At 72.0% G+C, this 25,039-nt stretch carries 21 protein-coding genes and 4 pseudogenes; 19 read left to right on the top strand and 6 right to left on the bottom strand.

What is annotated here, in order from left to right:
* The 5 genes and pseudogenes from ABD317_RS13265 to ABD317_RS13245 all read left to right on the top strand — a co-directional run.
* Nucleotides 1–496: pseudogene (locus ABD317_RS13265) on the top strand (diacylglycerol kinase family protein); the annotation flags it as partial.
* Nucleotides 497–803: 307 nt separating this feature from the next.
* Nucleotides 804–1,208 carry a hypothetical protein gene (locus ABD317_RS13260; protein ID WP_344290102.1) on the top strand — a complete coding sequence of 135 codons (405 nt, stop codon included), beginning with the start codon at nt 804–806 and terminating at the stop codon, nt 1,206–1,208.
* Between the two features lie 105 nt (nt 1,209–1,313).
* Nucleotides 1,314–1,628, top strand: coding sequence for a hypothetical protein (locus tag ABD317_RS13255; RefSeq protein WP_344290100.1), 315 nt, complete (start codon nt 1,314–1,316; stop codon nt 1,626–1,628).
* Entirely contained in the window at nt 1,625–2,878 is a 1,254-nt protein-coding gene (locus tag ABD317_RS13250) for a hypothetical protein (protein ID WP_344290098.1), read from the top strand. The genes ABD317_RS13255 and ABD317_RS13250 overlap by 4 nt, the downstream gene beginning before the upstream one ends.
* Before the next feature lie 876 nt (nt 2,879–3,754).
* Nucleotides 3,755–4,471, top strand: coding sequence for a hypothetical protein (locus tag ABD317_RS13245; protein ID WP_344290096.1), 717 nt, complete (start codon nt 3,755–3,757; stop codon nt 4,469–4,471).
* Nucleotides 4,472–4,600: 129 nt separating this feature from the next.
* Here ABD317_RS13245 and ABD317_RS13240 read toward each other — a convergent pair.
* From ABD317_RS13240 to ABD317_RS13220, 5 genes and pseudogenes are all read right to left on the bottom strand, one after another.
* Nucleotides 4,601–5,085 (bottom strand): annotated as a pseudogene (locus ABD317_RS13240) (hypothetical protein).
* Between the two features lie 1,048 nt (nt 5,086–6,133).
* Nucleotides 6,134–6,600: pseudogene (locus ABD317_RS13235) on the bottom strand (transposase); the annotation flags it as partial.
* 288 nt (nt 6,601–6,888) lie between these two features.
* On the bottom strand, nt 6,889–7,500 hold the full coding sequence (locus tag ABD317_RS13230; RefSeq protein WP_344290094.1) for a DUF305 domain-containing protein: 612 nt from the start codon (nt 7,498–7,500) through the stop codon (nt 6,889–6,891).
* Nucleotides 7,501–7,596: 96 nt separating this feature from the next.
* Nucleotides 7,597–8,988, bottom strand: coding sequence for an LVIVD repeat-containing protein (locus ABD317_RS13225; RefSeq protein WP_344290092.1), 1,392 nt, complete (start codon nt 8,986–8,988; stop codon nt 7,597–7,599).
* Nucleotides 8,989–9,116: 128 nt separating this feature from the next.
* The gene (locus ABD317_RS13220; protein ID WP_344290090.1) at nt 9,117–9,566 is read right to left on the bottom strand and encodes a GbsR/MarR family transcriptional regulator; all 450 of its coding nucleotides are present in this window, start codon (nt 9,564–9,566) and stop codon (nt 9,117–9,119) included.
* Nucleotides 9,567–9,872: 306 nt separating this feature from the next.
* Between ABD317_RS13220 and ABD317_RS13215 the strand changes: the two genes are divergently transcribed.
* From ABD317_RS13215 to ABD317_RS13205, 3 genes are all read left to right on the top strand, one after another.
* Nucleotides 9,873–10,796, top strand: coding sequence for an ABC transporter ATP-binding protein (locus ABD317_RS13215; protein ID WP_344290088.1), 924 nt, complete (start codon nt 9,873–9,875; stop codon nt 10,794–10,796).
* Nucleotides 10,796–12,469 carry an ABC transporter permease gene (locus tag ABD317_RS13210; protein WP_344290086.1) on the top strand — a complete coding sequence of 558 codons (1,674 nt, stop codon included), beginning with the start codon at nt 10,796–10,798 and terminating at the stop codon, nt 12,467–12,469. Before ABD317_RS13215 ends, ABD317_RS13210 begins: the two co-directional genes overlap by 1 nt.
* 140 nt (nt 12,470–12,609) lie before the next feature.
* Nucleotides 12,610–13,416 carry an outer membrane protein assembly factor BamB family protein gene (locus ABD317_RS13205; RefSeq protein WP_344290084.1) on the top strand — a complete coding sequence of 269 codons (807 nt, stop codon included), beginning with the start codon at nt 12,610–12,612 and terminating at the stop codon, nt 13,414–13,416.
* Nucleotides 13,417–13,452: 36 nt separating this feature from the next.
* Here the strand turns inward: ABD317_RS13205 and ABD317_RS13200 are convergent, their stop codons facing one another.
* A complete protein-coding gene (locus tag ABD317_RS13200) occupies nt 13,453–14,700 on the bottom strand; it encodes a pyridoxal phosphate-dependent aminotransferase (protein WP_344290082.1) in 1,248 nt (415 codons plus the stop codon).
* 101 nt (nt 14,701–14,801) lie between these two features.
* Here ABD317_RS13200 and ABD317_RS13195 point away from each other — a divergent pair, with 101 nt between their 5' ends.
* From ABD317_RS13195 to ABD317_RS13145, 11 genes and pseudogenes are all read left to right on the top strand, one after another.
* A complete protein-coding gene (locus ABD317_RS13195; RefSeq protein ID WP_344290080.1) occupies nt 14,802–15,047 on the top strand; it encodes a hypothetical protein in 246 nt (81 codons plus the stop codon).
* Nucleotides 15,048–15,335: 288 nt separating this feature from the next.
* Nucleotides 15,336–15,854: a DUF2617 family protein gene (locus tag ABD317_RS13190; RefSeq protein WP_027755119.1), complete on the top strand. Its 519-nt coding sequence runs from the start codon at nt 15,336–15,338 to the stop codon at nt 15,852–15,854.
* A gap of 98 nt (nt 15,855–15,952) precedes the next feature.
* Nucleotides 15,953–17,572, top strand: coding sequence for a polyamine aminopropyltransferase (locus ABD317_RS13185; RefSeq protein WP_425582353.1), 1,620 nt, complete (start codon nt 15,953–15,955; stop codon nt 17,570–17,572).
* A 154-nt stretch (nt 17,573–17,726) separates the two neighbouring features.
* Nucleotides 17,727–18,836: an SRPBCC family protein gene (locus ABD317_RS13180; protein WP_344290078.1), complete on the top strand. Its 1,110-nt coding sequence runs from the start codon at nt 17,727–17,729 to the stop codon at nt 18,834–18,836.
* Between the two features lie 311 nt (nt 18,837–19,147).
* Nucleotides 19,148–19,909 (top strand): aldose epimerase family protein, encoded by a 762-nt coding sequence (locus ABD317_RS13175; RefSeq protein WP_344290105.1) that lies wholly within the window; start codon nt 19,148–19,150, stop codon nt 19,907–19,909.
* 10 nt (nt 19,910–19,919) lie between these two features.
* The gene (gene pyrE, locus ABD317_RS13170; protein WP_344290076.1) at nt 19,920–20,483 is read left to right on the top strand and encodes an orotate phosphoribosyltransferase; all 564 of its coding nucleotides are present in this window, start codon (nt 19,920–19,922) and stop codon (nt 20,481–20,483) included.
* 189 nt (nt 20,484–20,672) lie between these two features.
* Entirely contained in the window at nt 20,673–21,695 is a 1,023-nt protein-coding gene (fbaA, locus tag ABD317_RS13165) for a class II fructose-bisphosphate aldolase (RefSeq protein ID WP_344290074.1), read from the top strand.
* A gap of 186 nt (nt 21,696–21,881) precedes the next feature.
* Entirely contained in the window at nt 21,882–22,295 is a 414-nt protein-coding gene (locus ABD317_RS13160; protein WP_027755113.1) for a DUF3151 family protein, read from the top strand.
* Between the two features lie 195 nt (nt 22,296–22,490).
* Nucleotides 22,491–23,360, top strand: a complete 870-nt coding sequence (locus tag ABD317_RS13155; RefSeq protein WP_027755112.1) for a tryptophan 2,3-dioxygenase family protein — start codon at nt 22,491–22,493, stop codon at nt 23,358–23,360.
* Nucleotides 23,353–24,696 (top strand): kynureninase, encoded by a 1,344-nt coding sequence (kynU, locus tag ABD317_RS13150; RefSeq protein WP_344290071.1) that lies wholly within the window; start codon nt 23,353–23,355, stop codon nt 24,694–24,696. The genes ABD317_RS13155 and kynU overlap by 8 nt, the downstream gene beginning before the upstream one ends.
* A pseudogene (locus ABD317_RS13145) lies at nt 24,683–25,039 on the top strand (alpha/beta hydrolase); the annotation flags it as partial. The gene kynU and the pseudogene ABD317_RS13145, both read left to right, overlap by 14 nt.

The raw sequence follows: 25,039 nt of genomic DNA, 5'->3' as shown, positions 1-25,039 counted from the left end.
CACGGAGGGCTGGGAGTCGGGCGCCGCGGGCACGGCAGGCGCGGGCCGGCCGGCGCCGCCCGGCCCCGGCGCGGCGGTGGCGGACGAGGCGGGGTGGCCACCGGCGGCCGATCGCGGCACGGAGGAGTGGGACGGTGCGGGGTGGCCGCCGGCGGCCTCGTACGACGTGGCGGGCCTGGACGCCACGGAGTACGACGCCCACGTGGCCCCGGAGGGCGGCTTCCGGCTGCGCGTCGAGGCGGACGGTGTGCTGCTGGCGGAGCTGGACGGCCCGGTGGCGCAGGTCACGGTCGTCACCGACCCGGCGAGCGGGCTGGCCCAGGTCGAGATCCACCCCCGCGGGGGCGACCCGCTGCACACCCAGGCCCGCAGCGTACGGGTCTGGGGCACCGACTTCCGCTACCGCGCGGACGCCCTCCTGAGCCCCCCGATCCGCCAGCGCACCTGGACCGCCACCCCCAACGCCCTCCGCCTCATCACCGCCCCCACCCGCTGACCGACCGGGAACCCAGCCGCGGAGGCCCCGCGACGAAGCCCCCGCCCACCGGGCGGGGCGCACGCCGTAGTCGTGCGAGCCCACCGACCGGTGCAACGACTTTCGGCGCCCGCACACCCGACCGGCCACACCACCGCGCGAGACGCGATCACGTGTTCAGCCGCACGACCGATTCTGCAGAAGAATTCGATGAAATTCCACTTGCCTCAAGAGGCAATAGCGGGCTGAAAATCGACGCTGGTGAGGCGGCACACGCACCCGATAGCGTCAGATCACAAGCGCCCTCCCTTCACCACCGGAGTTAACCGTGACCGGCCGCCCCTTCTACGCTGCCGCCGCCCCGGCGACCATCGCCGGCACCGAGCCCGCTTTGCTGCCCAGCACCGCCTGCGCCGAGGATTACGGGTGGGTCGACCTGAGCCCGCAGCACGACGCGGGCAGCGCCGAGTCGATGAAGGACAAGTACATCGACGGCTACTGGTGGGGCACGTACAAAGATGCTGAGGGCGAATGCCCCCTCGGCGACGACGGCGCCATCGACCGGAAGCGCCCCGCCGGGGCCGAGGGCCAGCCGCCGTGCGGGGTGGAGTACCTGCGGCCCTCCGAGGCCACCGTCACCTGGGAGGTCAGCTGGAGACCGGCACGAACCACCCCAGCCCACAGACCTCCCTTCCCCCGGGGACGTTCGGCACGCCCCAGGAGGTCACCGTGAACGAGATCCAGTCCGCCGTCCGTTGACCAGGCCCACACACGCCATTCCAGACCGCACGCACACATCACCGCGGCCGGACCGGGCCGCAAAAAGGGGAGGGAATCCATGAGTGACTTATACGTCGACGGCGACATGCTCGACTCCGTCCGGCACGACCTGCTCCACATCGTGAAGGTACTCAAGAAGCCCGGCGAGGAGATGGAACAGCTCGACGGCACGGACATGGGGGTGACGAAGCTCGCCTCCCGCATGGACGACTTCGGCGACGAGTGGTCCTACGGCATCAAGCAGCTCGCCAAGTTCTCCGACAGGGCGGCGGACGCGCTGCTAGAGATCAAGAAGTCCTTCGCCGGCCTGGACGACGACCTCGCCAGGGCCCTGCAGGAGGGCGGTAAGGGTGGAGGGTCGAAGTCCGCATGACGATCTGGGACCAGCTTGACCCCGGCCACACCGAGGAGGCCAAGGCCCGCTTCCCTGCGCTCGGCTTCGACCCGTGCCCCGGCGATCGGCGCTCTGCAGAGTGGGTCGCGGGCGTCGTCCGCCGCGCGGCCCGCTCGCTGGACGAGATCTCCCAGGTGCTCAACGGCCGCGGCGACGGCGAGTGGCGCGGCAAGGCCGCCAAGGAGTTCCGCCGCCAGTTCAACGACGACTTCAGACCGAAGATCGACAAAGCCCGCGAATCCTTCGCCCGATCCGCCAAGGCGCTGGAGGACTGGGCCGAGTATATGCCTCCCAAGCAGGCACGAGCGCGCGAGTACGAAGAACAAGCGCAGGCCGCCAAGGAACGGGCCGAAAACGCGAAGAGCAACCTGGCAGGGCTGCCCCCGGAGCCCTCATGGCGCGCCCTCCCCAAGAACGACCGGGAAGAGCGCGAAGCCAAGGAACAGGAAGAAGCCCGCTCGGAGGCAGAGAAGGCGGTCTCCAGAACCGAAAGCGCCCTCGAAGCCATCCGAGACGACGCCAAAATACTGGCCGAGAAGTACCGCACCGAGGGCGAGGCCATCGCCGACCGCCTCAAACGCGCCATGGACATCGCCCCCAACGAACCTGGCCTGTTCGACAAGATCGGGAGCGCAGTGGCCGGGCTGGACGAAGCCCTCGGCGCGGCGCTCGGCAGTGCCCTGGACGATCTGAAGAAGTTCCTCAAGGAGCATGCCTGGGTCTTCAAGATGATCGGCGACATTGCCGGCGTGTTTGCCGCGGTCGTAGGCCTGGTTTCCCTTGCCTTCCCCGCATTTGCACCGGCTGCCCTCATGCTGGGAGCGCTGGCGCTGACCAGCCACTATCTCATGGCTGTAGGAACGACGGGGAGCTTCCAGGCCGCACTCACAGACCAGACCGTACTCGTTGACGCCGCAGGGCTGGCTTTCGGAGGTGGCGCCTTTGCTGCCGGGAAAGCGTTGACCAGGATTGCCGGGGCGGGAACCAACGGCTTGTTCAAGACTGCACTCGCCGGTCGAGCCGTGGGCGGCAAGGAATTCGCTGCTTTAACCCTACAGTTCGCCGGAAACTGGTGGGGAAATACGGTAGCCCTGGCGAGCGGAGGAGCGCCGAACACGTATGCGACTTTAAAGTGGGGACCTCCAAAGATTATCGGCGTGGAAGGGGGAGAGCTTCCCGGCTACCTTAACCGAGAAAAAGCCGAAGAAGCGACCCGTGTCGAAGAGTGAGGACGCTCCGTTCAGGATCACAGTCCTCAGAAGAAAATCCGCTCGAAGCATTCGCCTTCCGGTGAGGTATCGGACCCATGGAAATGAAGAGGAACTGGCCAAGATGGCTCGTCCGACGTTCCCGACGGACTACGGCCAGGCGATTCAGCGTGGAGACCACACTCACTACAATCGTTGCGGGAGTAATGATCTCCGGCATTCTAGGCGTGGCGCGATTTTCAGTAACGCTCGACGCATGGTTCAGGTTTCTTGGTCTGATCGTGGCAGTCGCCATGATCTGGTTCGTCGCCGTAGGCACCATGCCAAAAGGTTTGATCGGATCGTCCTACCTCGTCGCGCTGATGCTGCTGGTGTTATGGGCTATCTTCACCCAACAAGACCGGGAACTCAGCCAGCGCGGCGAGTGGACCACAGCCAAAGTCGTTTCTCGGGAAGACACCCCCAAGAACTCCTACTGCACCTTACGGTTCAATGACGGAGTTAAGACTTCCGGCCCCTTGGGCGGCTGCCGCAATGCGATGCCCGGGGACACCATCCGAGTCTTCTACGACCCCCAGCACAAAATTCGCCCGAGCCACAGTTCACCTCATGTCCCTCTCTGGCTCGGACTATCAGCGGGGACTACGGCCATCATGGCAGCGTGTACCTTTGTCGCCGCAAAGCGAGGTCAGCGGCTATACCTCAAACTGGCACCTCCTTTTGCGCCTCCTCCTCCACCACCACCGCCGCCGTACCCGCCGCCTCTTCCACCGATGTATCCCTACGGACATCACGGACAGCCCCCAGGCTCGGCCCCACGCCAGGGGGACGATCACCTGTAGCAGCGACAGTCGGCATCGTCACCCAGGATTCCCGGGCATTGAAAGGGATCATTAAATGACCTCAGTCGCCTCCGACGGTAAGGCCGCGCCTAACTCCGGTCCGCCACTCGGCCATGTGAACTTATTTGCCCCGTCGGATTGGTTTGACCTTCTTGACAGGCCTACCGATGAAGGTCTTGCACAGGAGCGGTTCACAGAGCTGACTCGGCTTGCCTTTTCCGCCCACTCGCCGGATATTCGGGATGCGATTGTCGAGGCATTGATGCACACTCGGCGGGCATTCCTCGATGACGGCATGCTCTCATGCGGCTTGGTGACACTTCCGGAGACCGAGGACGGTCCGGCGCTCTGGCAGATCTGCAGCGGGGTTGTCGAAATTGGGTCGATCGACACAGACTTAGACATCGGATCCGCCTTCGCCTCCTTCCTGGGTGAACGCGTCATCGGAGAGGGAGCCTATATTGAGAGCTTCCCAACAGCGATCGGCACCGGCGTCGGCCTGATCAGCACACCTCAGGTTTTCAGCGACGGAAGTGTCTCCTTATTCCCTGAAACCACACTCACAGCTGATGATCCAGGAACACCCGAGGTGACACTTGGACTGGCAGTAGCGCTTGCAGCGCCCCCAGGCGGCGGAAAAGGCCTGCTCGTTGTCGGTCAGTCTCTCGACGCTGGCCAGGTGAGGGAACTCGCTTGTGTTGTAGCCCTGATCGCCGGAAAATCGACCATCGAAGTATACGCAAAGGAGGCCGGGGACAAGACTCGAACCTGATCAGGGGCGATGCCGCATTTAGCCAGTTCAATGCCATGACCATGCTACTCCTGATCCTCCTCTCTGGCGCTTCTGTTGCCGCGATGCTCCGCGCCGGCACTTTCCTCAAACCGCATCCGCCACCGGCAGTTACCTGACCTGCGATTCCGCGAGGAGAACGACACGGTCGGCCTCTACATCGAAGCCGAGCACTGGATGGCCGAAGTCGCCTTCCGGGTCCATAAGCACGGGCTTGCCCAGCCGCCGACCGATCTCCCGGAGGAAACCACAGAACACGTCAAGTCGATCCTGGCCCTGCAACTCCCGCAGATCGACGTCGAAGTCGACTTCATTGTCGGCATGGAAACGGAAGATCGCCAGCACATCGGCAGTCGGCCAGACCCGCAGACCCGGGTACTCTGCATCCGCCGGGCGGGACAGCACAGCCTCCGCCCGGGGCACCGGAAGCACCACCTCTCCTCGGAGTACTGACACTTCCAGCCCTTCTCCTCAACAAGGTCAAGGACCGCCTGCCAGTCGTCCACCGAGGCATTGGGGACACGTACGTCCGGCAACGGCCCCAGCGAGTCCGGATCGAAGAAAGAACTCACGTCATCCCACAGCAGATCGGCCACCCCGCCATGCTGCCCGGCTCGCCGACCCAACGCACCTCCGTTTTCCCTTAGGCCTGGGCAGGATCCCCCTGCCAAACTCGTCGTGGCCAGTCCGCACAACTGCCGAGACTCCGCGCGGCCGGTGACCTGCCGCGGTCTCCGCACACGACGCGCACTCTGGCCGGCCAGCAGGGTGCAATCTGAAAAGGGCTCCATGGGCAGGTTCGGAAGACGCCGGAGAGCAGAAGCAGAGCGGCCAACCGTCCCCACCTACACCATCGACGCACTTCATCTGATGGATAGTCAGGTCGATGATGCGTGGATAGTGATCGGAGCGGGTGCCACCGTGGGCGACGCGTTGACAAGCCTCAGCGAGAGGCGGCCGCCTCCGGAGCGGAGGTCGCCGTCGGAGTGCGCTTCGGCGTCTCGGCAGGGGCGACAATTTCTGCTACGGAACCGCGGTCACCTTCATTCCCGACAGCCAGTAGTACTTCGTTCTGGTCGGCCGCGCGGGCCGCGTCGGGGAAGGCGTTCGCCCAGCTGGACGGGGCCCGCTGCCGACGATCGCATCGCCACCGACCGGCCCTCCACTCGGGCAAGGGAAGCACGGGACGACCGTGCAGGTCATCGCCGACCCCCGGGCCGTCTGCTGCGGGCCTCGCCCGCCCTACCCGGCGCCGGTCACGCCGACCGCGTACGACCGCCGCCGGCCGCGCACAGCAGTGCGCCCCCGCGGGCGTCAGCGAGTGCAGCACCTGCTTCCCGTTGCGTCGGCTGGCGAGCAGCCTGGAGTTGCGAAGGACACCGGCATGCTGGCTGGCCGAGGGCGCCGAGACGGCCACGGCGCGGGCCAGCTCGCCGGTGGTGGCGTCCATCGCGGCTGCCCCGCAGCACCCTGGCCCGCGTCCGGCCGAGCAGCTCCTCCAGCGCCACGCCGTCCGACTCGGGTGGATCCGGCTTCCCACGCAGGCCGTAGACCAGCACCGGGGTCAGCTCCGGGTCCGCGTACGCCACCGGGTTGCCCCAGCAGAAGTAGGCGGGGACGAGGCGCGCAGCCCGCGCCCTTCCAGAGCGCCAGGCCGTCGTGGAGGTTCGCACCGGAGATGCCCAGCGAAATGGGCAGACCGGTGCGCTCGGTGATCAGATGGACCTTCGAACCCTTCTTGCCGCGATCCACAGGATTCGGTCCTGTCAGCTCCCCCCTTTCAACGCCCGCATGTTCACCGAGTCGACCGCGCAGCAGGACCAGTCCGGCTCGCCGCGGACACCGAAGCCGTCCAGGATCAGCCGGTGCAGCTTGGCCCCCACCCGGGCCTTGGACATTCGGTGAAACGGCGGTGGGCGGTCGCCCCGGACGGCCCGAACACCGGCGGCAGTTGCCGCCAGGTACAGCCAGGTACAGCCAGTAGTAGCCACGAAGATGATCGCGGCAAGTACCTCCCGGTCGCCGTACCGGCGTCGGCCACCACCCTGTGGCCGCGTCGGTGCCGACGGCACCACCCGCTGGAACAGCTCCCATAACTCATCCGGCACCAGCCGCTACACCAAGTCCATGCCCCCGCGGCGTAGCGACGATCACGCCAAATGAGACCAGCTCTTAACCAAAGAGATGGGGCTCGCCCAGGTGGCGCTGCCCCCGGGGGAGGTGGAGTAGCGGCCGCTCGGGGTGGAGGTGGTCACCGGGCTCGTGGGAGCGGCGGCCCTTTCGGGGGTGGGGCGGCGGCATCGGGACTGGCTGGCCGAGCGGCAGGAGGCGGGGTGAGGGAAACGGCCGGCCCTTGGGGTGGGCCGGCCGTTGGGTGGGGGGTTACGGGGTGGGGGCGTCTAGTCCGCCAGGAGTGCTTCCATCTGGGCGATCTGGGTCTTCTGGGTGGTCAGCATGTCCGTGGCCCACTGCTGCAGGGTCCCGTCGCTGCCGTTGGCTATGACGTCGCGCAGCATGCGGACCGCGCCCCGGTGGTGCTCGATCATCAGGGTCAGGTACTGCACGTCGAACGCCGGTCCCGAGGAGGCGCTGAGCGTGTCGATTTCCTCCGGGGTCGCCATGCCCATCTGTTCGAGCATCTCCGGATTCTGCAGCAGGCGCTCGTACGCCTGCTCGGCGTCCGTCACCTGCAGGTCGTGCCAGCCCTGCCAGGACTGCATCATGTAGATCTCAAGGTCCTGCTCGACGTCGATCCGGTCAGCGAGCGCGAGCACGGTGTCGTCGTCGGCCCGGGTCGGGGCCAGTCGGCTCATGACGAGTGCCTGGTAGTGGTGCGGGATCATCATGCTGACGAACTGGGCGTCGGCGTTGTTCGCCGCGACCTGTGCCGCCGCCGTGGTGGCCTGGGCGTCGGCCATCGACGCGGGCGGCGACGCCTGGGCGGTGCCGGTCGCGAGGCCGGCCAGGCAGGCGGCGGACAGCAGCGCGCCTGCGGCTCTCCGGTACTTCACGATGTGCCGTTCCCTTCCGCCCCGCCGCGCGGCGGGCTGCGTCAGTGGGTGGTGGTACGGGCCCCGGCGGGCGTGCGCCGGGGCCCGTGGGAAGGGTCAGTCCTTGGTGATGCTGTACTGGGTCTGCGCGTTCAGGTAGTCCAGCCTGATCTTGTTGGCCTTGCCGAACCCGCGGCCCTTGACCCGGAGGACGTCCAGGCCCTTGGTCATGTCGCTGGAGTAGACGAAGCCGTTGTACCAGTACGCGGACCAGGAGCCGCCGCCCGTCAGCTCGTCCTCCGAGATCGGGCCGCGCTCGAAGTAGCCGATCTCGGCCGGGTTGTCGGGGTCCGTGAAGTCGACGACCGAGACGCCGCCCTGGTACCAGGACTGCACGAAGATGTCGCGGCCCTTGACCGGGATCAGGGAGCCGTTGTGGGCGACGCAGTTCTCGGTGTCGGACTGGTGCCGCGGGATCTTGAAGTAGCTGCGGAACTCCAGTTTCCGGCTGTTGCCCACGCCGGTGATGTCGAACACGGCGTCGGCGCCGCGCTCAGGCCCGATCCGCTCGTTGCAGGTGGGTGCGCCGCCGCCGCCCAGTTCGTCGGTGAAGATGACGCGGCTGGCGTCGTTGTTGAACGTGGCCGAGTGCCAGAAGGCGAAGTTGGGGTCGGAGGCGGTGGTGATCACCTTCGGGGCCACGGGGTCCGAGATGTTCATCAGGATGCCCTGGCCCATGCAGGCGCCCGCGGCGAGGTCCTTCTGCGGGAAGACGGTGATGTCGTGGCAGCCCGCGGTGCCGGGGGCGCCGCCGTCGGGGAAGAGGACCGGCTCGGCGACCACGGAAGCGGCCTTCGGGTGGTCCAGCGGTACTTCCACGACGGAGATCGAGTCGTGCGGGGGCTGGCAGTTGGGGAACGTCTCGTCCGGGCCGTAGGAGGAGACGTACAGGTGGACCGTGTCCTTGCCCGGGACCAGCGTGTGCGTGTGGGATCCGCACTTGGTCTGGACCGACTTCACGTACTCGGGCTCGGTCACGTCCCGGATGTCGAAGATCCGGATGCCTTCCCAGGCGTCCGGTTCGGCGGGAGAGGAGGGGTCGGAGTCGCAGGAGTCGTCGCTCCGCGCCGAGTCGACCGAGAAGAAGAGCAGCTTTCCGTCTTCGGAGACGGTGGGGTCGCCCTGTCCGCCGGGGCACGAGAACTGGGAGATGATCTTCGGGCGCCGGGGCTTCGAGACGTCGTAGATGGTGAATCCGCCGTAGCTGCCCTGGACGGCGTAGTCGCCCCAGAACGCGAGGTCGCTGTGGGTGGCGTTGACGAGCGGACCCTGCCTGGGTATGTGCGCGACGGGCTTGACGTTCTTGCTGTGCGATATCTCGTTCACGCCCAGGTCGGTCTGGGCGGTGGCCGGGCCGGCCAGCCCGATCGACGTGATCACCAACGCGCCGGCGACCACGACCGCTTGGAGTGCGCGGCGGGTTCTGCGGCCGACTGCGGAGACGTGCATACGAGCCCTCCCCTTGCGTACGGCAGTCCAGATCCCCCGCAATATAGATCGATGTAATGAACAGATCAATGGCATGCACCTGTCGGGCCCACCGGCATGCCGCGGCCGGCCGCCCGTCACGCGCAGGGCTACTCCCCCGCCGCCCGCGCCTCGTCGCGGCGCTTGACGTACTCCCACCAGCGCTGCTCCAGCCGGCTGTTCTCCTCGTCCAGGAACGCGAAGAACTCCGACGTCTCCCCGATCCGCCGCCCCGCCGGCGTGTCCGCCCCCAGCAGGCCGACGCCCGCGTCGAGGGTCCGCTGGACGCGTCTGATGCTCGGCCCCCGCTGTGCGAAGAGCTGGTACCAGCGGTCGCCCTCCACCCGGTACCGCTCGCGCCGTGAGCCCGGCTTGCGCTCGCGGGAGATGAGGCCGATCTGCGCGAGGTAGCGCACGGCGCCGGAGACCGCCGCCGGGCTCACGTGCAGCCGCTCGCCCACCTCCGCGGCGGTGAGTTCGCCGGCGTCGTCCGCGAGGATGCACGCGAAGACCCGGGAGGCCATGCGCGGCACGCCCATCTCGGTCAGCTCGGCGGCCATCCGTTCCACGTACCGCGCGACGGCCTCCGGGTCGCGCCCCGCGTGCCCGGTATGCCTCGCGTGCCCGGCGTCCTCGGCGCCCGATGAGCCCGATGAGCCCTGGGAGCCCGATGAGCCCGGAGAGCCCTCGGCGCGCCCGGCGCGTCCCGCGGGCTCCGCGCTGGCGACACGCTCCTCGCGCTCTGCACGATCCTCACGCTGCTGATCTGCCACTTTGCTAGGTTCTCCCCGTCCGTGCCCACACAATGGCGATACTAACGGTTCCTTAACTTCACAAATTTCTGAAGCTTCCTGTAGCTTCAGTGTATGACCAAGGCAATCACCGTCTCCGGCCTCACCAAGACGTTCGGCCGGACCCGTGCGCTCGACGGCCTCGACCTCGACGTGGAGACGGGCGAGGTGCACGGCTTCCTCGGCCCCAACGGCGCGGGGAAATCGACCACCATCCGCGTGCTGCTCGGGCTGCTACGCGCTGATACGGGCACCGCCCAGGTGCTCGGCGGCGACCCGTGGGCCGACGCCGTCACCCTCCACCGCCGGCTGGCCTACGTGCCCGGTGACGTCGAGCTGTGGCCCAACCTCACCGGCGGTGAGGCCATCGACCTGCTCGCCCGGCTGCGCGGCGGCATCGACAAGCAGCGTCGCGACGACCTCATCGAGCGCTTCGACCTGGACCCGACCAAGAAGGGCCGGAGCTACTCCAAGGGCAACCGGCAGAAGGTGGCCATCGTCGCCGCCCTCGCCTCCGACGCCGAGCTGCTCCTGCTCGACGAGCCCACCGCGGGCCTCGACCCGCTCATGGAGGTCATCTTCCAGGACGTCATCATCCGGGCGAAGGCCGAGGGCAAGACCGTCCTGCTGTCCAGCCACATCCTGGCCCAGGTGGAGAAGCTGGCGGACCGGGTGAGCATCATCCGGCTGGGGAAGGTCGTGCAGTCCGGGACGCTCAGCGAGATGCGCCACCTGACCCGTACGACCATCGAGGCCGAGACCGAGCGGACCCCCGCCGGCATCGACGAGCTGCCGGGCATCCACCAGCTGCGCACCGACGACGGCCGGGTGCGCTTCGCCGTCGACGGCGAGCACCTGGACGCCGCCGTGCGCCGCCTCGGCGAGTTCGGCATCCGCAGCCTGGTAAGCCACCCCCCCACACTGGAGGAGCTGATGCTCCGCCACTACGGCGACGAGCTGGAGCAGAACAACCACCACTCGGAGGCGGGAGCAGCCTGATGTCTGCCACCTCCTCCACCACGGGCACCACCGAGGCCCAACCCCCCGCACCCCCGCCCGCCCAGGAGGGCGCGAGCGCGCTGGCCGGCACCGGGACGCTGATCCGGTTCGCGCTGCGCCGGGACCGCATCCGGCTGCCCGTCTGGGTGATCGCGCTGTTCCTCGGGACCGTCTCCAGCGTCAGCAGCTTCGACACGTCGTACGACACGCCGAAGAAGCGCGCCGACGTCGCCGAGACCATGGACAGCCCCGCCGGCCTGGCCATGACCGGTCCCGAGCACTACCTCGACGACTACAACATCGGCTCGATGACCGGCCACCAGATGCTCGGCTTCACGGCCATCCTGGTCGGCATCATGAGCGTGCTCCTCATCTCCCGGCACACCCGGACGGAGGAGGAGACGAACCGCGCCGAGCTGGTGCGCTCCACCGTCGTCGGCCGGCACGCCTACCTGGCCGCCGCGCTCATCGTCGCCGTCATCGCCAACCTGGTGCTGGGCCTGCTGCTGGCCGTCGGCCTGTCCGGCATGGGCATCGACGGCGTGGACGGGCAGGGCTCCCTGCTCTACGGCCTCGCGCACACCGCCATCGGGGTGCTCTTCGCCTCCGTCGCGGCCATCACCGTGCAGATCACCGCGTACGCCCGCGGCGCGTCCGGCATGGCGATGGCGGTCATCGGCGCCGCGTACGCGCTGCGCGCCGCCGGCGACGTCGGCAGCGACTGGCTGTCGTGGCTCTCCCCGATCGGCTGGGTCCAGCGCACGTACGTGTACGTCGACAACCGCTGGTGGCCGCTGCTGCTCGTGCTCGCCGCGGCCGCGGTCTGCACGGCCGTCGGCTTCGTGCTCAGCACCCACCGCGACGTCGGCGCGGGCCTCAGGGCCGCCCGCCTCGGCAGCCCGACCGGCTCCGAGACCCTCACCACCCCGCTCGGCTTCGCGCTGCGCCTGCACCGCGGGCTGCTCGCCGGCTTCGGCGCCGGCGCGCTGGTGCTCGGCGTGATGTACGGGTCGATCCTCAGCGACGTCGAGGAAATGGTCGACGGCTTCGACGAGCTGGAGAAGCAGCTCGCCGAGATCGGCGGGGGCACGATCGCGGAGTCGTTCGCCTCGGTGGTGATGGTCGTCATCGCCGTGGTCTGCTCGATCTACGTCGTGATGGCCGCCCTGCGCCCCCGTGCGGAGGAGTCCGCGGGCCGGGCCGAGCCGCTGCTCGCGACGGCGCTGTCCCGCAGCCGCTGGGTGCTCAGCCACGTGATCGTCGGCGCGGCCGGCGGCACGGCGCTGATGCTGGTCGCCGGCATCGGCTTCGGCATCTCGGGCGCCGCCTCGACCGGCGACGGGGACCTGTTCCTCAAGCTCGTCGGCGCGGCGCTGGCCTACTCCCCCGCCCTCTGGGTCGCCATCGGACTCGCGGTCGCCCTCTTCGGCTGGTTCCCGCGGGCCGTGGCGGTCGCCTGGGTGGTGCCGGTGTACGGCTTCATCGTCAACTACCTCGGCGAACTCCTCAAGTTCCCGGACATCCTCACCGACCTGTCCCCCTTCGGCCACGTACCGCAGCTCCCGGCGAAGGACATGTCGTGGATGCCGCTGCTGGTGCTGACGGCGATCGCCGTGGGGCTGGTGTGGCTGGGCCTCGTGGGCTTCCGCCGGCGGGATCTGGAGACGAAGTAGCCCGCTGACCGCGGGTGAGGGGGCGGGCGCCCCGCCGGAAGGCGGGCGCCCGCCCCCGACGCGTGGCGGCGGGTGGGGTCCCGGCGGCGGGTGGAACCCTTCTTGACAGGGGCGCGTCGCCCTGTGCGGGGACGGCCGGGATGGGGCGGGTGCACCTGGCCCGTTCGGCTTCCGGCCGGCTGGTGGCGGTGAAGACGGTGCACCGGCACCTGGCCGCCGACGAGACGTTCCGTGAGCGGTTCCGGCGCGAGGTGCGGGCGGCACGCGGGGTACGCGGCCCGTACACGGCGGCGGTGCTGGACGCCGACTGCGATGCCGAAGAGCCCTGGCTGGCGGCCGAGTTCTGCCCCGGGCCCACGCTCGGCGAGGTCGTCGAGGCGCAGGGGCCGCTGGGCGGCGCGGACGCGGCCTCGCTGGGCGCGGCGCTGGCCGAGGCGCTGGCCGCCGCCGCCGGCGGGGCCGCGGCGCCGGGACTGCGCGGCGGCGGAGACGGGGGGGGCGACGGAAAGCTCGTGACCTCGGGCCGCCTGTACGCCTACGGCGCGGACGGCGGGCGGAAGCGGTGGGAGCGGCCGTCCACGGGCCCGGAGACCGGCTGGCCCACCGGGCTCGGCGGCCTGTCCGCGCCCGTCGTCGCCGACGGGCTGCTGCTGCACTGGCGCGACCCCGGGACCCTGGAGGCCGTCGACCTCGCCGGGGGTCGGGTGCGGTGGAGCCGCGCCCTCGACGGCGTCGCCCGGCTCCCGCCCGCCGTCAGCGGCGCCACCGTCTACGCCGCCCACGGCGACGCGTGCACCGCGCTGCGGCTCGGCACCGGCGAGCCGCGGCGCACCTGGCGGCTGCCCGGCCAGCTCACCGGCCTCGGCGCGGACCGGGCCGGCTGGTACGCGGCCGTGGGCACCACCGCGCTGCACGCCTACAACGCGCATACGTCGGACGCCGGTTAGGCGGTACGGGACGGCGGCGGGACAGCGGTGCGGCGTCTAGGAGGCCGGTGTCCGCCCGTCGCCGAGCCGCCGGAGGCGGGCGCCGGCCTCGCGGAGGACCTCGTCCTTCTTGCAGAAGGCGAACCGCACGATGCTGCGCCCGGCGTCCGGGTCGTCGTAGAACACCTGCGTCGGCACGGCGACGACCCCGCAGCGCTCGGGCAGCGACATGCAGAACGCCACGCCGTCCTTCTCGCCGAGGGGGGTGATGTCGGCGGTGACGAAGTACGTGCCGGACGGCCGGAAGACGCGGAAGCCGGCCTCCGCCAGCCCGTCGGAGAGCAGGTCGCGCTTGCGCAGCAGGTCGGCGCGGAGGCCGGCGAGGTAGGAGTCCGGCAGCGCCAGCGCCTCGGCGACGGCGTACTGGAAGGGGCCGGAGCTGACGTAGGTCAGGTACTGCTTGGCGGTGCGCACGGCGGCGAGGAGCGGCGCGGGCGCGGTGACCCAGCCGACCTTCCAGCCGGTGAAGGAGTAGCTCTTGCCCGCCGACGAGATCGACACCGTGCGCTCGCGCATGCCGGGGAGGGTGGCGATCGGGATGTGCTCGCCGTCGAAGACGAGGTGCTCGTAGACCTCGTCGGTGACGACCAGCAGGTCGCGCTCGCGGGCGAGCGCGGCGACGGCCTCCAGCTCGGTGCGGTTCAGGACGGTGCCGGTGGGGTTGTGGGGGGAGTTGAGGAGGATGAGCCGGGTGGCGGGGGTGACGGCGGCGCGCAGCTCGTCGAGGTCGAGCCGGTACGACGGGGTGGTCCCGGCCGCGCCGGTGGCGCCGGTGCCGGTGCCACCGGTGCCGGTGGCGGCGGCGGGCTCGGGGCGGAGGGTGACCGGGACGCGGCGGGCGCCAGCCATGGCGATGCCCGCGGCGTACGAGTCGTAGTACGGCTCCAGGGCGACCACTTCGTCCCCCGGCTCCAGCAGCGCGAGCAACGCCGCCGCGAGCGCCTCGGTGGCCCCGGCGGTGACGAGCACCTCCGACTCGGGGTCCCACTCCAGCCCGTACCACCGCCGCTGGTGCTCGGCGACGGCCCGGCGCAGCTCGGGGATGCCGGGCCCCGGCGGGTACTGGTTGCCGCGGCCCTCCCGCACGGCCCGTACGGCCGCCTCTGCGACCTCCGCGGGGCCGTCGGTGTCGGGGAAGCCCTGGCCCAGGTTGATGGCGCCGGTGCGCACGGCGAGCGCGGACATCTCGGCGAAGATCGTGGTCACGAAGGGCGTCAGGCGGCTGCTCAGCGGTGGGCGTCCCATGGGGACATGCTTGCACGGCGGAGGGTTGAGGAACCCTCGCGCCGGGCACATCCGGTGGTACACCGGACCTCCGCGGGGGCGGGGGAGATTGGGAGGTTCCGATGGGATTCCTCATTTTCGGCGTGGTCGCGATCGGGTTAGTCGTCGCTTTGTCCGCGGCCGCGTCCAGACGCAGCACCCACCGCGGCGGGCTGTCCGCGCCGGGCCGCCGGGGCGGCGTCGGCGGCGGCGGCGCCGGGACGGACGAGGTCGGCTGGGGCGGAGACGTCGGCGGCGGGGGCGACAGCGGGGGTGGCGGCGGTGACGGAGGCGGAGGCGGCGGCGGCGGAGGCGGCGGCGGCTTCTAGGCGCCGGAGTACGTTCCGGCCGCCGGAACGGCATAGCACCGGAACACCGGAACGCCTGAACGCCGGAAAAAAAGAACAACTGACCAGTCTCGCGCCCGCGCGACGGAAACCCGGTGAAGAAGGGTAAAAACACTGTCGGCGGGCCGCACTTCATGATTCCGTTATTTCCCGGGCGCATCCCCCGGTTACCGGTTCTGCCCGCGTACTTCTCGGCCTGCGCCCGCACCCGTGGTCCCGCCAGGAGGCGGGCGGCCCGATGTCTCTCCACCCTGTCTGCGGAGCCGATCCATGCTCACCACTCTCAAGACCTCGTACACGGACACCCGGGCCCAGGACCTCGCATGGCGGCTCGGGATGGACCCCATGCCGGCCCTCGCGGTGCTCGACCTGCGCCTCGGCTCCGCCGAGGTGCAGCTGCGGCTGCTCGGGGCGTCGCACCAAGTGCTGCTCAGGGACGGGGACTCGGCCTGCTCCGAGACCGTCGCCTGCCTGCCCGGCAGCACCACCCCGCTCCCCCTCGGCGTGGCCAAGCAGGTCGCCGGCTGGGAGTACGAGTTCGCCGCCCGGGTCGAGACGCTGGCCCGCGGCGCCTTCGAGTCCCGCGCGCAGGAGTTGCTGGCGCTGGTCGCCGACCACCCGCGCGGGCTCGCCGGCACGTTCCCCGGCAGCCCGCACGCGTTCACCGCGCTGCTGGTGCACCGCCAGGACGACGTCGTCGGGTGGCGCACGTGGCACTCGTATCCGCAGGAAGGACGCCTGGTCGCGACCCGGACGACGATGGGCGCGCGGGTCGCGGAGCCGGTCTAGCGGGCGCCGCAGGCAGCGGCCAATTCGCCTATGTCCCGGGCATATTGCACACGTGTGGGTGACAAAGAGCGGCACCAGGGTAAAAGTATCGTTCCTCCGTGATCGAACCGTACGAGCAGATGACGCGCTCCCCCGGGCGCGCCCCCGCGCTGCCGGGCGCGCCGCCGCCCGCCCTCCCCGTGCGGCCCGCCACCGGGCGGTTCCTCGTGCTCGCCACGGTCTTCGTCTGCGCCGCCTGCGGGCTGGTGTACGAGCTGGAGCTGGTCGCCCTCGGGTCGTACCTCATCGGTGACTCGGTCACCCAGGCGTCGGTGGTGCTGTCCGTGATGGTCTTCGCCATGGGCGTCGGATCGCTGCTGGCCAAGCGGCTGCGCATACGCGCCGCCACCGCCTTCGGCGCGGTCGAGGCGGTGCTCGCGCTGCTCGGCGGACTCTCGGCGATGGCGCTGCACGCCTGCTTCGCGTGGTTCGGCCAGCCGCGGTTCATGCTCGTGGCGTACGCGCTGGCGATCGGCGTGCTCATCGGCGCCGAGGTGCCCCTGCTGATGACGCTGATCCAGCGCGTCCGGCGGCAGGACCCGGGCGGCGCGGTGGCCGACCTCTTCGCCGCCGACTACGTGGGCGCGCTGGCCGGCGGGCTGGCCTTCCCGTTCGTCCTGCTGCCGTGGCTCGGCCAGCTCTCCAGCTCCCTCGTCACGGGGGCGGTCAACGCCACCGCGGGGTGCGCGCTCGTGCTCTTCCTCTTCCGGCGCGACCTGAGCCGGCGCGCACGCTGGGCGCTGTTCGCGGCGAACGCGACCGTCCTGGCGCTCCTCGCGCTGGCCGCGCTCCTGTCCGCCCCCTTCGAACACGCGGCCAGACACGCGGTCTACGGCTCGGGGGTGCGCGTCGCGGAGCGGACCGACGTCCAGGACATCGTCCTCACCGCGGGCGAGGACGGGTCCGTGGCGCTGTACCTCGACGGGCAGCTGCGCGTCGACTCCGCGGACGAGCGCCGCTACCACGAGGCGCTGACACAGCCGGCGCTGGCCGGGCCCGGCTCCCGGCGGCGGGTCCTCGTCCTCGGCGGCGGCGACGGCCTCGCCGCGCGCGAGGCGCTGCGGCACGCGGACGTCGCGGAGGTGACGGTCGTCGAGCTGGACCCGGAGCTGAGCCGGCTGGCCGCCGAGGACCCGCGGCTGACCAGGCTCAACAAGCACGCGTACGGCGACCCGCGGCTGCGGGTGGTGCACGCGGAGGCGTTCGACTGGCTGCGGCGGTCGGCACCGGCGGGGCGGTACGACGTCGTCGTCTCGGATCTGCCGCGGCCGCAGAACACGCAGAGCACGAAGCTGTACTCGCTGGAGTTCTACGGGCTGGCGGGCCGTGCCCTGGCGGACGGGGGGCGGCTGGCGGTGCACGCGGCGTCGTGGTCGGCCGGCGGGCCGGAGGGCGATCCGGAGGGCGATCCGGACAACGGGGCCGGGACGGGCGATCCGGGGACGGGGCCCGGGGGCGCGGCGGACAGCCTGTGGACGGTGGCGGCCACGGTACGCGCGGCGGGGCTGACCCCCTCCGCGTACGAGGCGGGCGACGGCGACGGCCGCTGGGGCTTCGTACTCGCCGCCCGCCGCCCCCTCGCCCCCACGCTGCCGCCGGGCGCCGCGCCGCTGACGGTGCCCCCGGAGGCGGCGGACCGGGCGCCGTCGACGCTGCTGCACCCGCGGTATCCGGGGTGAGAACGGCGCGCGGGCGCGGCGCCCGCGCCGCAGGCGTGGACTTTGCGCTGGTGGAGGCCGGTGCGGCGGGTTTCGGGGGCGGTTGAGTGACCCGTTCCGCCACCCGCCGCAGAACCCTGTGCCGCGCAGGTTCCCCGTGGGTAGGCTCCGGTCCATGGAGCGAGAGGTGTACGTACCGAAGCCTGCAGAAACCGTTCGCCGCGTCCTGTCCGACGCCGCGCGGCTCGCCCGCAACGTCCCCGGCGTGACGCTCGACGCGGGTGCGGAGGGGGCGGCGGTGGAGCCGGGCACGCTGCGCGGCCGGCTCCGGCTCCGCGTCGCCGGCTCCAGCATCACGTACCGCGGCACGCTGCGGCTCACCCCGCGAGGCGACTCCGTCGCCGTCGAGGCCGAGGGCGAGGAGTCGCGCGGCAGCGGGTCGGTGACGGCGTCGCTGACCCTCACGCCGCGGGACGCGGCCGAGCCGGGCACGACGGCGCTGGTGTGCGCGGGCACCGTGGCGAGCACGGGGCGGCTCGCCGCCGTCGAGCCGGCGCAGGCGGGCGCGGCGGGCGCACGGCTGCTGGAGCGGTTCGCGGAGAGCCTGGCGGCGGACCTGGAGGCCGAGCCGCCGGCGGAGGCGGCGGGGCGCCCGGCGAAGGGCCCGGTGGAGATCGGCGAGCCCTCCGGGCCGGGCGGGACGGCGGCGCAGAACGGCGCCCGGGGCCGGGGGACGCCCGACGCGGCGGACGCCGCCGACACGGAGGGCCCCGCCGCGGGAGCCGCCGCCGCGGACGAGGACGCCGTGGCCGGGGACGCCGTGGCCGGGGACGCCGTGGCCGAGCCGCACGGTCCCGACGTCGGGCTCGGCGACGACAACGAGCGCGCCATCCCCGGCATCCCGGCCCCCGAGCAGTCCGGCGAGACCCCGGCCGGCACCGGCAAGGTCTTCGACGCCGAGGTGCCGCCGCCGTCGCTCGACCCGCTCGCCGACGAGGTCCTCGACGACCTTGCGGACGCGGAGGAGGAGGCAGAGGCGGAGGCGGCGGCGGACGAGCAGGTCGACGACCTGCTGGAGGAGCCGGAGGCCGCGCACGCCCGGCGCACGATGATCGGGCGCAGCGCGGAGGAGGTCGACCACGCCCCGCCGCGCGGCCGGTACGCCCCGACCCCGGCCGCGGACGCGCCGGTGCCCACGGCCGGGCTGCGCTGGATGCTGCCGGCCGCGGCGCGGGCGGTGGGCACGCCGGTCATCGTCGGCCGCGTCCTGCGCCGCCGCCGCTGACCGGCGCCGCCGCGGGACGGCGGGTTTCCGCCCCGCCGGTGTCCGGCGGGGGCGGCGGTGACGGCGTACGGATCCGGGGGCTCCGCTCCGGGCCCGGCGAGGCCGCTCGGCGCGCAGCACCCCGCAGCGCGAGCGCGCAGACGTCACCCGCCGCGCGGCACCGCAGCCCGCGGAACGGATACCGACCGCCACCCGCCCCGCTCCACCGCACGCCCGCCGCCGGGCGACCCGCGCCCCGCGGCGCGGGCCCGCAGGTCGGCTAGGCTCGGGGCGTGCCCACACGTCTTACCGCCGGCGACGCCGAACTGACGATGGACCCCCGCAACGGCTGCCGGATCGCGAGCCTCCGCGTCGCCGGCACCGAGCTGCTCCGGGCCGGCGACCACTACGGCTGCTTCCCCATGGTCCCGTTCTGCGGCCGTCTGGAACTCGGCGAGTTCCGCAACGGCGGCGTCAAGCACCGGCTCCCCGCCGACGCCCCGCCGCACGCCATCCACGGCACCGGCCGCAACACCGCCTGGCGCACCCTGCGCGCGGACGACGCCGCCGCGGCGTTCTCGTACGACCTCGCCGACCCCTGGCCGTACCCGGGGCGGGTGACGCAGCTGGTCGAGCTGGAGCCGGACCGGGTGACGCTCACGCTCGCCGTGGAGACCGCCGGGGACTCCTTCCCCGCGCAGGTCGGCTGGCATCCGTGGTTCGTACGCCACCTCGACGGGCCGGGTACAGCCGACGACACCGGCGTGCGCGTCGACTTCACCGCCGCCTGGCAGGAAGAGCGCGGCGCGGACCACCTCCCCACCGGCAAGCGCATCGACCCGCGGCCCGGCCCCTGGGACGACTGCTTCGGCATGCCCGACGGCGTCGAGGTGACGCTGACCTGGCCGGGTGCGCTGGAGCTGACCGTCAGCAGCCGCGCGGAGTGGGTCGTCGTCTACGACGAGCAGCCCCCGGCCGTCTGCGTCGAGCCGCAGTCCGGCCCGCCCAACGGGCTCAACACCCACCCCCGCCTCGTCACCCCCATCGAGCCGCTGGAGGTATCGACCACCTGGGCGTGGCGCAGGCTCGGTTAGGCTCGGCGCCATGAGCGACGCGCGTGCCGACCTGCTGGGGCAGATCAAGGACAAGGCCGTGGTGCACGGCAGGGTGACCCTCTCCTCCGGCATGGAGGCCGACTACTACCTCGACCTGCGCCGGATCACCCTCGACGGCAGCGCCGCGCCGCTCGTCGGCCGGGTCATGCTCGACCTCGCCGCCGACTTCGCGTACGACGCGGTCGGCGGCCTCACCCTCGGCGCCGACCCCATCGCCGACGCCATGCTGCACGCCTCCGCCTCCTCCGCCGCCGGCGACCGCGCCCGCCCGCTCGACGCGTTCGTCGTACGCAAGGCCAGCAAGACCCACGGCATGCAACGCCGCATCGAGGGCCCGGACATCGCGGGCCGCCGGGTGCTGGTCGTCGAGGACACCTCGACGACGGGCGGCTCCGCGCTGACCGCCGTGGAGGCGGTGCGCGAGGCCGGCGCCGAGGTGGTGGCCGTCGCGACGATCGTCGACCGCGACACCGGCGCGGCGGAGCGGGTGCGGGAGACCGCGGGCGTGCCGTATCTGTACGCGTACGGGCTCGCCGACCTGGGCCTGGGCTGACGCGTACGGCAAGGTCCTGCCGGTCGCGGCGGGCGTTGTCCACAGGTCAGGGAAGCGAAGACCCGCATCTGGGAAGATGGGGGGCACTCCAGGGGCGCCACGGCAACGGAGCCGGCCGCACTCGTACACGCATGCAGACAATCGCGTGCAGACAATGCAGACACCCGCACGTCTCCAAGGAGCGGACAGATGCCCATCGCAACCCCCGAGGTCTACAACGAGATGCTGGACCGGGCGAAGGCAGGCAAGTTCGCCTACCCGGCCATCAACGTCACCTCGTCGCAGACCCTGCACGCCGCGCTGCGCGGCTTCGCCGAGGCCGAGAGCGACGGGATCGTCCAGGTCTCCACCGGCGGCGCCGAGTTCCTGGGCGGGCAGTACAGCAAGGACATGGTGACGGGCGCGGTCGCCCTCGCCGAGTACGCGGCGATCGTCGCCAAGAAGTACCCGGTCAACGTCGCCCTGCACACCGACCACTGCCCCAAGGACAAGCTCGACGGGTACGTGCGCCCGCTGCTCGCCGTCTCCGAGGAGCGCGTCGCGCGCGGGGAGAACCCGCTGTTCCAGTCGCACATGTGGGACGGCTCCGCCGAGACCCTCGCGGACAACCTGGCGATCGCGCAGGAGCTGCTGCCCCGCGCCGCCGCCGCGAAGATCATCCTGGAGGTCGAGATCACCCCGACCGGCGGCGAGGAGGACGGCGTCACCCACGAGATCAACGACGAGCTGTACACCACCGTCGACGACGCGCTGCGCACGGCCGAGGCGCTGGGCCTGGGCGAGCAGGGCCGGTACCTGCTGGCCGCCTCCTTCGGCAACGTCCACGGGGTCTACAAGCCGGGGAACGTCGTGCTCCGCCCCGAGCTGCTGAAGGACCTGCAGGAGGGCGTCGGCGCGAAGCACGGCAAGCAGACCCCGTTCGACTTCGTCTTCCACGGCGGCTCGGGCTCCACCGCGGAGGAGATCGCCACCGCCCTGGACAACGGCGTGGTCAAGATGAACATCGACACGGACACGCAGTACGCGTTCACCCGCCCCGTCGCGGCGCACATGTTCCAGAACTACGACGGCGTGCTGAAGGTCGACGGCGAGGTCGGCAACAAGAAGGCGTACGACCCGCGGGCCTGGGGCAAGGTCGCCGAGGCGTCGATGGCCGAGCGGGTGCGGACCGCGTGCGAGCACCTGCGCTCGACGGGCACCAAGCTGAAGTGACGCCCCGCGGACACCGCTCCGGCCGGAGGCGGGGCCGCGGGCCGGGGCGGCCGCGGGCCGCGGGGCCCGGGAGGCGCGGCCGGAGGGTGTCCGTGAGGTGAGCGCCGTGTGAGGTTTCGCTGAGAGCTGCCGCCGGGACCGCACGCGGCGGCCACCGCCGCCCGCTGCCGTGGCAGGCTGGAACGCATGGCGATTCACGAGAACCTCCTCGGCGGACCACCCCCCACTCACCTGCCCGAGGACCCGGGACCGCGCGACCTGCTCGCGAGCGGCGCCGCCCCCTCCGAGGTGGCGGCGAAGTACCCGGCGTCCTCGCTGGCCTGGGCACAGCTCGCGGACGACGCCTTCGAGGCCGGCCGCGCCGTCGAGTCGTACGCGTACGCGCGCACCGGCTACCACCGCGGCCTGGACGCGCTGCGCCGCAACGGCTGGAAGGGCCAGGGCCCGGTGCCGTGGGAGCACGAGCCGAACCGCGGCTTCCTGCGCGCCCTCGCCGCGCTCGCCCGCGCCGCGCAGGCCATCGGCGAGACCGAGGAGTACGAGCGCTGCAGCACGTTCCTGCGCGACAGTTCCCCCACCGCCGCCGAAACCCTCTCCTGACGGGCCGGCGCGGCTCCTGAAGCACTGCCGCGGCGCGGCCGGACCGGCCGCTCTTGCCTCGCGCCGCCGCGCCGCGGATGATGCCAAGTGGGTACGGCGCACCGGATGTGCCGCCGTACCCGAGGGGACCGGGGCCCTGTTGCCGGCAGGAAGGGGCGGACCGCTACCCGGTGGCTCTTGTGTGGGAGACAGCTCATGGAAAGCCGTGCTCACGACCCCCTGCCCGCGGAGACCGAAGGGCACCACCCCGACGGGCACCAGCCCCCGAACCTCGACTTCCGGGGCACCACTCCGTACGAGGACTACGTCCAGGCGGACGTCCTCACCCATCTGCAGCACCCCCTCTCGGACGATCCCGGCGAGCTGGTCTTCCTGGTGACCACGCAGGTCATGGAGCTGTGGTTCACCGTCGTCGTGCACGAGTGGGAGACCGCGGCCGAGGCGCTGCGCGGCGACGACCTGCCGGTCGCGCTCGCGGCGCTGCGGCGCAGCACACACGAGCTGCGCTCGCTGAACGCCTCCTGGGAGCCGCTCGCGCGGCTCACCCCCCGGCAGTTCAACTCCTACCGCGCCGCGCTCGGCGAGGGCTCCGGCTTCCAGTCGGCGATGTACCGGCGGATGGAGTTCCTGCTCGGCGAGAAGTCCGCGTCGATGCTCGTCCCGCACCGCGGCGCCCCCCGGGTGCACGACGAGCTGGAGAAGCAGCTCGCCGAGCCCAGCCTCTACGACGAGGTCCTGCGCTACCTGGACGCCCACGGGCACCCACTGTCCGCCGCCGTCCTGGACCGCGACCCGACGCGCCGGTACGAGCCGCACCCCGAGGTGGAGGCCGCGTGGGCGGCCGTCTACGCAGGGCCGCAGGACTCCGGCCTGATCAAGCTCGGCGAGGTGCTGACGGACATCGCCGAGCTGGTGTGGCGCTGGCGCAACGACCACCTGGTGGCCACCCGCCGCGCGATGGGCGGGAAGGTCGGCACCGGCGGCTCGGCGGGGGTGGCGTGGCTGGAGAAGCGCGCGGCGAAGCAGGTGTTCCCCGAGCTGTGGACGGCGCGGAGCCATGTCTGAGGCGTACGGGCCCGGGGTGGCGCGGCCGGGCGTACGGGACGGCGCCGGTGGCGACCGCGGCGGCGACGGCGCTGGCGGCGGTGCGGCGGCCCGGTTCGCGGGGCTGGCGCGGCGGGCGGCGGAGCTTGACCTGGCGGACCCGCTGCGGGCGAAGCGGGCGGAGTTCGTCCTCGACGACGCGGGGCCGGCAGGGCCGGCGCCCGGCGAGCCCCCGGTCGTCTACCTCGACGGCAACTCCCTCGGCGCCCTCCCCGCCGCCGTGCCCGGCCGGGTCGCGGACGTCGTGGCGCACGAGTGGGGGCGGCTGCGGATCCGCTCCTGGACGGAGTCCGGCTGGTGGACGGCGCCGGAGCGGATCGGCGACCGGATCGCGCCGCTGCTGGGCGCCGCCGCGGGCCAGGTCGTCGTCGGCGACTCCACCAGCGTCAACGTCCTCAAGGCCGTCGTCGCCGCGGTGCGCATCGCCCAGTCCGGCGCCGGGGCGGCCCGGGACGAGGTGCTGGTCGACGCGACGACGTTCCCCACCGACGGCTACGTCGCCGAGTCCGCCGCCCGGCTGACCGGCTGCGCGCTGCGCGCCGTCGAGCCGCACGAGATCGCCGCCACCGCGGGCCCGCGGACGGCCGCCGCGCTGGTCAACCACGTCGACTACCGCACGGGCCGGCGCCACGACCTGCCCGGCACCACCGCCGCCCTGCACGCGGTGGGCGCCCTCGCCGTCTGGGACCTGTGCCACAGCGCCGGCGCCCTGCCCGTCGGGCTCGACGAGCACGGCGTGGACCTGGCGGTGGGGTGCACGTACAAGTTCCTCAACGGCGGGCCGGGCTCGCCCGCCTACCTCTACGTGCGCCGCGACCTGCACCCCCGCTTCGACTCCCCGCTGCCCGGCTGGAACTCGCACGCCGACCCCTTCGCCATGTCCGCCGACTACCGCCCGGCGGACGGCGCGGTGCGCGGGCGCGTCGGCACGCCGGACATCCTGTCCATGCTGGCGCTGGAGGCGGCGCTGGAGGTGTGGGACGGCGTGCCGATCGGGGCCGTGCGGGAGAAGAGCCTGGCGCTGTCGGACTTCTTCCTGGAGTGCGTCGCCGCCCTGCCGGGCGGGGCGGCGCTCACGCCGCTGACTCCGCTGCCGCACGCGGAGCGCGGCAGCCAGGTCGCGCTGCGGTGCGCGGACGCGGAGGCGGTGATGGGCGAGCTGATCGCACGCGGCGTGGTCGGCGACTTCCGGACGCCGGATGTGCTCCGGTTCGGCGTGACGCCGCTGTATACCTCGTTCTCGGACGTGTACCGCGCTGCCGAGGTGCTGGGAGAGGTGCTGGATGACCGCCGTTGACGACGTGGACGCCGCAGACGATGAGGACGCCGCGGACGCCGAGGCCCGGGCCCTGTTCGCCCTGCCGCGGGTCGCCCCCGCGCGCACGTTCGCGTACGGGGACCATCCCTCGCAGGTCGTCGACCTGTACGGGGACGAGACGGCGCGGCCGGTCGTCGCGCTGCTGCACGGCGGCTTCTGGCGGGAGCGCTACGACCGGACCTACCTGACGCCGCTGGCCGCGGCGCTGGCGGCGGATCTGGAGCGGTGCGTGGCGCTGGTCGAGTACCGCCGGGTGGGTCCGGGGGCGCCCGCGGCGGGCGGGCCGGGGGCGGCCGACCGGGCCGCCGGCGGCGGGCCCGCG

Source organism: Streptomyces synnematoformans (assembly GCF_039531005.1).
Classification (GTDB): domain Bacteria; phylum Actinomycetota; class Actinomycetes; order Streptomycetales; family Streptomycetaceae; genus Streptomyces; species Streptomyces synnematoformans.
This window is presented reverse-complemented; position numbering and strand designations above follow the sequence as displayed.

Excerpts from the sequence above, each read along its gene's own strand:
- ABD317_RS13255 (WP_344290100.1), top strand. The coding sequence starts at position 1,314 with ATGAGTGACTTATACGTCGACGGCGACATGCTCGACTCCGTCCGGCAC.
- ABD317_RS13250 (WP_344290098.1), top strand. The coding sequence starts at position 1,625 with ATGACGATCTGGGACCAGCTTGACCCCGGCCACACCGAGGAGGCCAAG.
- ABD317_RS13245 (WP_344290096.1), top strand. The coding sequence starts at position 3,755 with ATGACCTCAGTCGCCTCCGACGGTAAGGCCGCGCCTAACTCCGGTCCG.
- ABD317_RS13225 (WP_344290092.1), bottom strand. The coding sequence starts at position 8,988 with ATGCACGTCTCCGCAGTCGGCCGCAGAACCCGCCGCGCACTCCAAGCG.
- ABD317_RS13220 (WP_344290090.1), bottom strand. The coding sequence starts at position 9,566 with ATGGCCGCCGAGCTGACCGAGATGGGCGTGCCGCGCATGGCCTCCCGG.
- ABD317_RS13215 (WP_344290088.1), top strand. The coding sequence starts at position 9,873 with ATGACCAAGGCAATCACCGTCTCCGGCCTCACCAAGACGTTCGGCCGG.
- ABD317_RS13210 (WP_344290086.1), top strand. The coding sequence starts at position 10,796 with ATGTCTGCCACCTCCTCCACCACGGGCACCACCGAGGCCCAACCCCCC.
- ABD317_RS13205 (WP_344290084.1), top strand. The coding sequence starts at position 12,610 with ATGGGGCGGGTGCACCTGGCCCGTTCGGCTTCCGGCCGGCTGGTGGCG.
- ABD317_RS13200 (WP_344290082.1), bottom strand. The coding sequence starts at position 14,700 with ATGGGACGCCCACCGCTGAGCAGCCGCCTGACGCCCTTCGTGACCACG.
- ABD317_RS13195 (WP_344290080.1), top strand. The coding sequence starts at position 14,802 with ATGGGATTCCTCATTTTCGGCGTGGTCGCGATCGGGTTAGTCGTCGCT.
- ABD317_RS13190 (WP_027755119.1), top strand. The coding sequence starts at position 15,336 with ATGCTCACCACTCTCAAGACCTCGTACACGGACACCCGGGCCCAGGAC.
- ABD317_RS13180 (WP_344290078.1), top strand. The coding sequence starts at position 17,727 with ATGGAGCGAGAGGTGTACGTACCGAAGCCTGCAGAAACCGTTCGCCGC.
- ABD317_RS13175 (WP_344290105.1), top strand. The coding sequence starts at position 19,148 with ATGGACCCCCGCAACGGCTGCCGGATCGCGAGCCTCCGCGTCGCCGGC.
- pyrE (WP_344290076.1), top strand. The coding sequence starts at position 19,920 with ATGAGCGACGCGCGTGCCGACCTGCTGGGGCAGATCAAGGACAAGGCC.
- fbaA (WP_344290074.1), top strand. The coding sequence starts at position 20,673 with ATGCCCATCGCAACCCCCGAGGTCTACAACGAGATGCTGGACCGGGCG.
- ABD317_RS13160 (WP_027755113.1), top strand. The coding sequence starts at position 21,882 with ATGGCGATTCACGAGAACCTCCTCGGCGGACCACCCCCCACTCACCTG.
- ABD317_RS13155 (WP_027755112.1), top strand. The coding sequence starts at position 22,491 with ATGGAAAGCCGTGCTCACGACCCCCTGCCCGCGGAGACCGAAGGGCAC.
- kynU (WP_344290071.1), top strand. The coding sequence starts at position 23,353 with ATGTCTGAGGCGTACGGGCCCGGGGTGGCGCGGCCGGGCGTACGGGAC.